The sequence below is a fragment of the uncultured Gimesia sp. genome (assembly GCF_937919775.1).
GTDB lineage: Bacteria > Planctomycetota > Planctomycetia > Planctomycetales > Planctomycetaceae > Gimesia.
In genome coordinates, this window is record NZ_CALFPF010000157.1 from 1 (window position 1) to 9,727 (window position 9,727).

At 50.7% G+C, this 9,727-nt stretch carries 6 protein-coding genes; 3 read left to right on the plus strand and 3 right to left on the minus strand.

Annotation, left to right across the window (positions count from 1 at the left end):
• Positions 1-124: 124 nt before the first annotated feature.
• The 3 genes from Q0294_RS04260 (at position 125) to Q0294_RS04270 (ending at position 6,160) form a co-directional block, all read left to right on the plus strand.
• Entirely contained in the window at positions 125-2,371 is a 2,247-nt protein-coding gene (locus Q0294_RS04260; RefSeq protein ID WP_299461266.1) for a DUF1549 and DUF1553 domain-containing protein, read from the plus strand.
• A gap of 142 nt (positions 2,372-2,513) precedes the next feature.
• Positions 2,514-4,733, plus strand: a complete 2,220-nt coding sequence (locus Q0294_RS04265) for a serine protease (RefSeq protein WP_299461268.1) — start codon at positions 2,514-2,516, stop codon at positions 4,731-4,733.
• Positions 4,734-4,735: 2 nt separating this feature from the next.
• On the plus strand, positions 4,736-6,160 hold the full coding sequence (locus tag Q0294_RS04270; RefSeq protein WP_299461271.1) for a DUF1501 domain-containing protein: 1,425 nt from the start codon (positions 4,736-4,738) through the stop codon (positions 6,158-6,160).
• Positions 6,161-6,249: 89 nt separating this feature from the next.
• Here the strand turns inward: Q0294_RS04270 and Q0294_RS04275 are convergent, their stop codons facing one another.
• The 3 genes from Q0294_RS04275 to Q0294_RS04285 form a co-directional block, all read right to left on the minus strand.
• The gene (locus Q0294_RS04275; RefSeq protein WP_299461273.1) at positions 6,250-6,729 is read right to left on the minus strand and encodes a TspO/MBR family protein; all 480 of its coding nucleotides are present in this window, start codon (positions 6,727-6,729) and stop codon (positions 6,250-6,252) included.
• A gap of 19 nt (positions 6,730-6,748) precedes the next feature.
• On the minus strand, positions 6,749-8,566 hold the full coding sequence (locus tag Q0294_RS04280; RefSeq protein ID WP_299461275.1) for a sodium:proton antiporter: 1,818 nt from the start codon (positions 8,564-8,566) through the stop codon (positions 6,749-6,751).
• A 153-nt stretch (positions 8,567-8,719) separates the two neighbouring features.
• Positions 8,720-9,664: a protein phosphatase 2C domain-containing protein gene (locus Q0294_RS04285; protein WP_299461277.1), complete on the minus strand. Its 945-nt coding sequence runs from the start codon at positions 9,662-9,664 to the stop codon at positions 8,720-8,722.
• Positions 9,665-9,727 lie beyond the last annotated feature (63 nt).

Genomic DNA, 9,727 nt, shown 5'->3' on the forward strand with positions numbered 1-9,727 from the left:
TGGGTAATAAATAAAACTTAAATATTGACATTTAAGATTCGCAGCAGTAAAGTTTTATATAAGAAAAAGATATTTTTTTCAGCGTTTCCCTCCCTAACTCATTCCCACCGCAATCAGAATTGATATGACAACAATGAAAAATGCTTCTTCATTACGTCTGTTCTTTCTCAGCCTTCTTAATTTACTGGTCGTGACACTCGGAAGTCTCGGGGTTGCGTTGGGGGAAGAGCCCCAGCCTGCCGTCAGTTTCGTCAATGACGTAATTCCGGTGTTGACGAAAGCCGGTTGTAATATGGGGGTCTGTCACGCCAAAGCCGGTGGAGGGCAGAATGGTTTTCAACTCTCTCTGTTGGGCTTTGAGACGTTGGAAGACTATGAGAGCCTGGTGAAAGAAGGGCACGGTCGGCGACTGTTTCCCTCTGTTCCCACAAAAAGTCTGCTGCTCACGAAAGCATCCGGGGAGACACCGCATGGTGGTGGAATCAAGCTCCCCCGCAATTCGGAAGGTTACGAACTGATCCGAAGATGGATTGAGCAAGGTGCGACCTACACCACCGGTAAGGAACCGACATTGGTGTCAGTGCAGGTTCAGCCAGAACGTGGTCTGGTTAATATGGGAGAAGAACAACAGCTGAAAGCAGTGGCGAAATACTCGGATGGCAGTACCCGCGATGTTTCTCACATGGCGCTATATGAGTCGAACATCGCCTCGATGGCAGAGGTCAGCGAAAGCGGTGTTGTGAAAGTAAACGACATTCCGGGGAAAGTCGCCGTGATGGTGCGTTATCAGGGCAAGGTGTCTGTTTTTACCGCTGCTGTCCCCCTGGGAGCCCCGGTTTTAACAGTACCGGCAGAAAAGAATTTTATTGATAAGCATGTGTTTGCCAACCTGAAAGAACTGGGAATTCCTCCGTCACCTGTTTGTGACGACGCCACTTTTCTCCGTCGCGTGACACTCGATATCTGCGGTCGGTTTCCGACCGAAAAAGAATCAGCGGCGTTTCTGGCAAGTACCGACGTTAATAAGCGCGATCAGGTTGTCGAAGCATTATTACGTAGTCCGAACTATGCGGATTACTTCGCCTCCAAGTGGACTCCAGTGCTGAAGAATCGGCGGGATGCCGCCAGCGATATCACAGCGAACTTTGCATTTCATGCGTGGGTTCGGGACAGTCTGCTGGCAAATGTGCCGTATGATCAGTTAGTACGCGAGCTCTTAGGGGCAACGGGTACGGTTGTCAGTAATCCGCCGGTGGCATGGTACAAAAGGGTCAAAGACCCCAAGGAACAGCTCGAAGATATTGCTCAGTTGTTTCTGGGAGTGCGGATGCAGTGTGCCCAGTGTCATCATCACCCTTTCGAACGCTGGAGCCAGGACGACTATTACAGTCTGGCGGCATTCTTTTCCCAGATCGGGCGAAAACCAACCGGCATTCAGGGTGAGGATTTGATTTTTCATCAGCGAGGAGTTGCTCAGGCTAAAAATGTGAAATCGGGAGAGATGTTAAAGCCGGTCGCGCTGGGTGATGAAATCGGCGAGATCGCGCCGGATGAAGATCCGCGGCTGCGACTGGGGAACTGGATGAGTTCCAAGGAGAACCCGTTCTTTGCCAAAGCGCTGGTCAATCGTTATTGGAAACATTTTCTCAAACGCGCTTTAATTGAGCCTGAAGATGACATCCGGGATACCAACCCGCCTACCAATCCGGAATTGATGGCCGCGTTGGAAGCACATTTCATCAGCTCCGGCTTCGATTTGAAAAAACTGGTGAAAGTCATTACGCAGTCGAACACTTATCAGCTGAGCTCTATGCCAAATGAATATAACCTGCTGGATCGCCAGAACTACTCTCGATTTTACCCACGACGGTTACAGGCGGAAGTCTTACTCGATTCCATCGATCATCTCGCGGGATCGACGACCCGCTTCGCGAACCTGCCGCCCGGCACGCGTGCGATAGCGCTGCCTGATAACAGCTACACAAATTCCTCCGCTTTTTTGAAAGTCTTCGGTAGACCGAGCAGCGCCAGTGTTTGCGAGTGTGAACGCATTCAGACATCCAGTCTCGCGCAGAGCCTGCATTTGATCAATTCCGGAGAGATTAAATCAAAACTGGCAGCCGGCGATGGTCGTGCCGCTCAATTTGCCAAGTCCGACAGCACGGTTGAAGAAAAAGTAACCGAGTTGTATCTCGCCGCTTTCTCACGCAAACCAGATCCGGAAGAATTGAAGACCGCACTGGATTACCTCACCGAGCCTGTGGCAGATGCCAAAACGCAGTCAAGTGAAAAGAAAAAACCGTCACTGAAAGACTATCAGGATTTAATCTGGGCGTTAATGAATACAAAGGAATTCCTGTTTAATCACTAGGGACAAGATGAGAAACAGCACCTCGACCTTAATGTGTGGTACTCACCCCCACGCAAAATGTGTTACAAACTTTTTAACCAGAGGCTCAGCAATGATGCGACAACTTCGACAACCGCTTTCTTTCGTTGCAGGAATCTGTCTTGTGACCTGTCTGATTTCGTCGACAGCGGTGGCGCAACTCGTTTGTCTTCCGGCACCGCGTCTGTTGACGACAATGCCTATGGGCGGGCAGGTCGGGACCAGTTTTGATGTGACGATTACCGGTGAACATCTCGAAAACGCTGAAGAACTCAGTTTCTCAAATCCCGGCATTACCGCCACGAAAAAACTGGGAAAAGACGGACAGCCTGTCCCCAACACATATGTGGTTTCCATCGCGAAAGACTGCCCGCAGGGAATTCATGAAGCCCGTGTGATGACGCGTCTTGGTGTTTCTTCGACACGCGCATTTAACGTGGGGACGTTTCCCGAAATCACGCGTACCAAGCCCAATACAGCACTGGAAAACGCCTTGAAGCTGGATCTGAATACCCTCTGCAATGCGGTGATGACGGCACAAAATGTTGATTTCTATACATTCGAAGCAACCAAAGGGCAGCGGATTGTTGTGGACTGTGCGGCAAAGGGCATCGATTCAAAACTGAACCCTGTTGTGATCATTGCAGATGAGCAGGGCATGGACCTGCTGGTGGAACGACGCGGCGGAATGCTCGATTTTCAGGTTCCTGAGTCAGGAAAGTATGTGATCAAACTACACGGTTTGACGTATGACGGGGGGCCTCATCACTTTTACCGCCTTGCCATCAGATCCGTTGCGAAAGACGAACTCGTTCCCCGGCTGCCGGCAATTCAAACTGTCAGCGCTTTCTCCTGGCCACCTCCGGGGCTGACCGACAAATCGGTTCGTCCCGAAGCGGAACCTAATAACCAGCATGCTCAGGCCCAGAAAATTACGCTGCCCTGTGATATTACCGGAAGTTTCTTTCCGGCGGCTGATGTCGATACGTTTGAATTCACCGCCAAAAAAGGTGAAGTGTGGTGGGTGGAAGTAGCCTCCGAGCGATTAGGGCGACCCACAGATCCTTCGATTGTTGTGCAACACATCAGTGGTCAAGCGCCTGATGAAACGCGAACCGATGTTGTGGAACTCAGTGATATTGCCAGTCCTGTGAAAATCTCCAGCAACGGTTATTCGTATGATGGACCTCCCTATAACGCAGGTTCGTCAGACATTATTGGTAAGCTGGAAATCAAACAGGATGGCGTGCATCGCCTGCAACTGCGCGACCTGTTTGGTGGCACGCGTAATGATCCGCAAAATATCTATCGTTTGATTATCCGCAAGGCAGAACCTGATTTTGCGCTCGTCGGCTGGAGCTTGCATATGAACCTGAGAAACGGTGACCGCAATGCTCTTTCCAAACCGATCGCTTTGCGAGCCGGCGCTACAATGCCAATCGAAGTTGTTGTGGTGCGCCGCGATGGTTTTGATGGCGAGATCGATTTGTTCATGGAAAACTTGCCGGAAGGCGTCACAGCCGCCGGATTGAAAATTCCCAAAGGCAAGACTAGAGGCATTATGCTGATCAGTGCCGAGGCGAATGCCACTCGAGGGTTAACCAGCGCTGCCTTTTTCGGACGAGCCACCATCGACGGAAAAGTTGTGACGCGCCCCTGCCGCATGGCTTCGATGCAATGGCCTGTTAAAGATGGGTGGGGAGAAGTGCCGAGTCCACGCCTGCTGGCTGATGTACCTGTATCCGTATCGAATTCTGAACTGGCTCCCATCACAATCTCTCCCGTTGAAAACAAGGTCTGGGAAGTGACGGCTGGTGAGAAGCTGAGCATTCCGCTGGTTCACGCGAGACGCTCTGAATTTTCCGGTGCCAACGTGACCTTAAATACCTATGGTGCAGGTTTCGAAGGAGTGCCGGCGTTCGATGCGCCACTGACTGCAGACAGTTCCACGGTTGATCTCGACTTGGCCGCGTTGAAAACACAGCCCGGCGATTACAAAATTTCCTTTTACGGATATGCCGTCGTTAAATACCGCGAAAATCTGGAAGCGGTGGCTGCAGCAAAAACAGCGGTGATGCAAGCGCAACAGGAAGCAGATGCGTTAGCAGCAGAGTCCCAGAAATTGGCCGAGCTCGCAAAAACTGCGCCGGATGCGCAACGAGCTGGTGCAGAGACTGCTGCAAAAGCGGCTGCTGAAAAAGTAAAAGCGGCTCAAGCGGCTGTCACAACAGCCGATAAACAGTTAAAGAGTGCGACCGCCACTGCAGCGCCCAAAGATATTGTTGATATCATTGTGTCAACGCCCATTACAATACGTGTCAATCCAGCTAAGAAGGCAAACTAGAGATGACAGATCCATTTAATGCTTCTTCGATTAATCCCTGCCCGGGACCAGAAAGCCGTCGTGGTTTCCTCAAAATGGGGCTGGCTGGGTTTGCGTCGCTGAGTCTGCCGGGCATCCTCCGTCTTCAGGCCGAAAGTCCTTTGAATCAAAAGAAGGAAAAAAAAGCCGTCATTATGGTCTGGCAACCCGGTGGTTGTTCGCACATTGATACTTACGATCCCAAGCCAAACGCGCCCAGCGAGTACAGTGGTCCGTTTGGAACGATTCCGACTAAAGTGCCGGGCATGAACTTCACGGAACTGCTGCCGCTCCAGGCGAAGATTGCCGACAAATTCACGGTTCTGCGTTCGATGCGTCATGGCAGCCCCGGGCACCCGGCCGGTACCTTGAGAATGCTGACCGGCGATCCCGATACGCGTGATAAGGAAATCCCAAAGTATCCCGACTGGATGTCCGTAACTAACTATTTACGTTCTAAGGAAGGGCCTCGGACAAACCCGCTTCCGCCTTATGTTGGTATTAATTTCTCGTCGCAGCGAGTGGGAGCGGCCTATCTTGGTGATGCCTACGGTCCCTTTTCCGTCTCCGGCGATCCTAATCAGCCTAATTTCGTCGTGCCCAACATTGGCTTGTCCAATGCGGCCGAGATCAAGCAACTGGACCGCAGATCAACACTTCGCCAGAATCTTGACACACTGGAGCGCGCTTTCGATCAGGCAGGGGAACTGCAGGCGCTGGATGAATTTGAAATTCAGGCGATGACCCTGCTGACGAACCCAAAAACAAAAATTGCGTTCGATTTGAGCAAAGAAGATGATCGTACACGCGATCGTTATGGAAGGAATACCTGGGGGCAGCAACTGCTGATGGCGCGCCGTCTGGTAGAAGCAGGCGTGGATATCCTCTCGACCAGTCTCAGTGGTCCCTTGTGTGGTCGTGTTCAGAACTGGGACGATCATGCAGTGAACCATCATGTTTTCGACGCGATGCGATTTCGCTCTCAGGCCTATGATCAGGCGGTCTCTGCTCTGATCGAAGATATCTATGAGCGTGGTCTGGACGAACGCGTGCTGGTTGTGGTGACGGGAGAATTCGGTCGTACACCCAAAATTAACTATCAGCCCAGTACGGGTGAAGGAAACGCGAGTGCTCCGGCAGGCACAAAACAACCCGGCCGTGATCACTGGGCACGCGCCTTCTCAAATATCTGGGCCGGTGGCGGCATTGAAACCGGGCGTTTTATTGGAGCGACTGACAAATTCGGTGAAGATTCCATCGAGCGTATCTGTGGTGCTGGCGATTTCCTGGCCACGATCTACCATCATTTGGGAATCGACGCTGCAAACGTGTTGATTGAGGACTTTAACGGCCGACCTACCCCCATCATCGCCGATCAGGGTAAACCGATTCCCGAACTGATTGGTTGATTGCAGCGAGCCCGATACAAAAACTGATACACCGTAATATGTGGATTGGGACTTTGTTTTGAACCATCCTGGAAAATCTGCGCAATCCATCAGACATTCATGCGCCAGATAGCGAAGTTCAGTATGCTGGCGAAGCTGACCCATGCCAGATACGGCACGAATAACCAGCCGGCGAGTTTCGAGCAGCGGAAGAATGTGATGGTTGTCGCCACAATGGTCAGCCAGAGCACAATGATTTCCATAAATGCCCAACCCGGCTGATGCATTCCGAAGAAGATGAACGACCAGACGACATTCAGGAAGAGTTGTACGGCGAACAAGCTCAGGGGTAGCGCGGCTCTGCGGAATCCGGCGGGCTTCCAGACCAGCCAGCCAGCGATTGCCATCAGGACATAAAGTGTCGTCCAGACCGGGCCGAACACATAGTCAGGCGGATTCCACGGTGGCTTGGTGAGTGTTCGGTACCATCCCGCGATTTCCGGTGTCGTCGCCAGTGCACCCACACCCCCGGCACTGATGCAGATGACCAGAAACACAATCAGTCCGATCCAGCGTTTGTGAGCCTCCATTCAACATCTCCTGAGGATTCTATGAGTTACTAATTGGCGGGGCTGATTTCCATGACAGCCCTAATATTTTCCAGTGGGCTTTCGGATGAAAGTCCGGCTGAGCAGTGAAAACATGAATGTTTCCGTTCGGATCAATGGCAAACAGCATCAAACGCTGCCCGTCCAGCTGCTCAAGATAATCTTCATAGGTAAATTCCTCAGTCAGCAAGGTTGTTTTGATGACAGCTCCCTGCTTGAACCGTGCGTCTAAATCTTCATAGGTTATCGTTTGATCAAAGAGAAACCGTCCGCCGTGTTTGAAAAGCGATTTCTCCTCCGTTTTTCCATTTTCCTGGTGATGGTTACGAATGGTATAAATACAACCGGGGCCAAATTCCAATCGAAAGTATTGTGCAGCCAGGGCATTCAGCTCAATGTGCGGCGATATCGCCAGGAGATGGCCAATACCAGTCAGGTTGAGATGGCGTTCCGCGTGTTCCGAGACGGGATTACCCCAATAGGCGTATAAACCCTTCAGTTTCGCTTCCGTGACCGCAGACCAGTTCTGATCTGTCAGCAATGTTCGAAATCCATTTTTCATCAGTTCTTGAGCAATCGTTTGGGTCACAGTGTTGACGCCAATAATGAGCAGGCCTTTGGGATCGGGTTCTGCTACTTTTAATATTTTTGCGATGGGCCTGGCCGTAACGCTCTGAAGTAAAACCGTTCCAATGATGACAAAAAATGTGAGCGGAACCATTTGTGCTGCTTCCGGATAACCAATCGATTCGAGTTTGATTGCGAACAGCGCTGAAATCGCTGCTGCAATGATGCCACGCGGGGCGATCCATGATAAAAGACAGCGTTCCCTCATCGTCAGTTTTGAGCCGAGGGCACAAAGCTGCACACTTAATGGACGCACCAGTAACTGAATGGCAATGAAGATACCCAGAGCAGGCCAGGCAACATTCATGAAAGCACTAAGATCCAGCCGCGCTGCCAGAATGATAAACAGCATTGAAACCAAAAGGATACTGAGGCTTTCCTTAAAGTCCAGAATATCGCCTAACTCAATCCCTTTCATATTGGCCAGCCAGATCCCCATAACTGTGATCGAAAGCAGGCCAGATTCCGTTTCGAGCATGTTAGAGATGGAAAAAATCGTGCAGACCAGAGACAGCGCTACAATATTGTAAAGATATTGTGGAATCCAATATTTCCTTAAAAGCACTCCGAAGCAATAACCCCCGGCAGCACCGAACAGAATTCCAATGAGCAGGATTTTTCCGAACACGATCAGCCCGGCTGCAAAGCCGTCATCTGCGACTCCTCCTGAGACAATAAATTCAAATACCAGCACCGCCAGAATCGCGCCAATCGGATCGATTAAGATCCCCTCCCATTGCAGAATATTGGCGATATTCTCTTTCGGTCGCACTGTGCGCAGCAGTGGCATAATCACCGTCGGACCAGTGACCACCATCATGGCTCCAAAGAGGAATGAGACTTCCCACGAAAAGTCAAGCAGCACGCGTGTTGTGACGGCAATGACCATCCAGGTAAACAAGGCTCCCAAAGTGATCATATTACGGATCACCCGCTCTAATCCCAGAATCTCCTGGAATTTTAATTTCAAACTACCCTCAAACAGAATGACGGCAACAGCCAGGGATACGAATGGGAAAAGCAGCTCACCAAATAATTCGTCTGGCTGGAGCCACATCATCACAGGACCGGCCAGGATTCCCACCGGGAGTAAAAAGATGATCGCCGGCAGTTTAACACGCCAGGCGATCCATTGGCAGGCCATGCCGGCAAACAGGATGAATGAAAGAGACAGCGTTGCGTGATTGTCCATTGTGACTTCCTGTTGTCTACCTATTTTCCAGACTCATCTGCTCGCATGCAGCTCAAGCATACTCACTCTGGAAAATATATCAATTCCCGAGGCAGCTGAGTTTCTGGACCGTCATAAAGAACAATGCTGTGACTTCGAGAGTACCTCAGAGGATCAGATTTTCTCAGGTTGGATATCATGATCGAATGGGACGCCATTATCAATGCGCTTGACACCGCTCCTGGCTTGCACATCGCCGCTATCCGAAATAGCGACATCCTGCTCACCTTCGTTGAGGAATCGAGCGACAACGACGGTAATATTATCTGAGCCACCATTTTCCATCGCCTGATTAACCAGACGCACACAAGTTTCATCTGCCGACGCATTCTGACTTAGTATTGCAGAAATAATTAAATCGGGAACATGTTTCGTCAATCCATCAGTACACAACAAAAGGGTGTCACCTATCTGCATGTGCGATTTATGGATTTCCGGGTTGAGATCGCTGTCATTGTCACCTCCGATGGAATTCACTAACAAGTTCTGCCAGATTTCCGGGACTTCGTCGGCTGTTAAGGCTCCACTGGCTACCAGTTTCTCAGCCAGGCTGTGGTCGCTGGTAAGCTGTTTCAGATTTGACCGGCGATACAGGTAGCATCGACTATTGCCAGCATGAACCACGTAGATCCGCGGCCAGAGCAGATAGGCCATCGTTAATGTGGTTCCCATTCCCGCACGTTCCGGATGTTCCTGCACATCTAACTCCATCCGCTCCTGGCACAGCTCGAGTGCACTCACAAGGGCTTCACACAGGTCATGTTCTGATTGTTCATCCAGATGAAGAAACCAGGGCATCCTGTTCAGGATGTATCTGGTAATACAGTCGGTTGCTAATCGACTGGCCAGATCACCGGTTGCAGAGTGACTGAGCCCATCTGCAACGAGTAATAACTTACCCTGTGAGTTGCCGAATAATCGGGAATGGTCATCCAGGCTTAAACTGCTCGAATGAATCCGCATCGATTTTTCCAGATCGGCGATCAGGAACTGATCTTGGTTCAGAGACTTCCTGGCACCGGTATGAGTCAAGCCAAAGCAATCCATCTTACCTGTCATTGTGTGTCTCCTTATTGTCTTATGCATTAGTGCCCGGTTCATAATTTCCTGTGAGCACTTTGA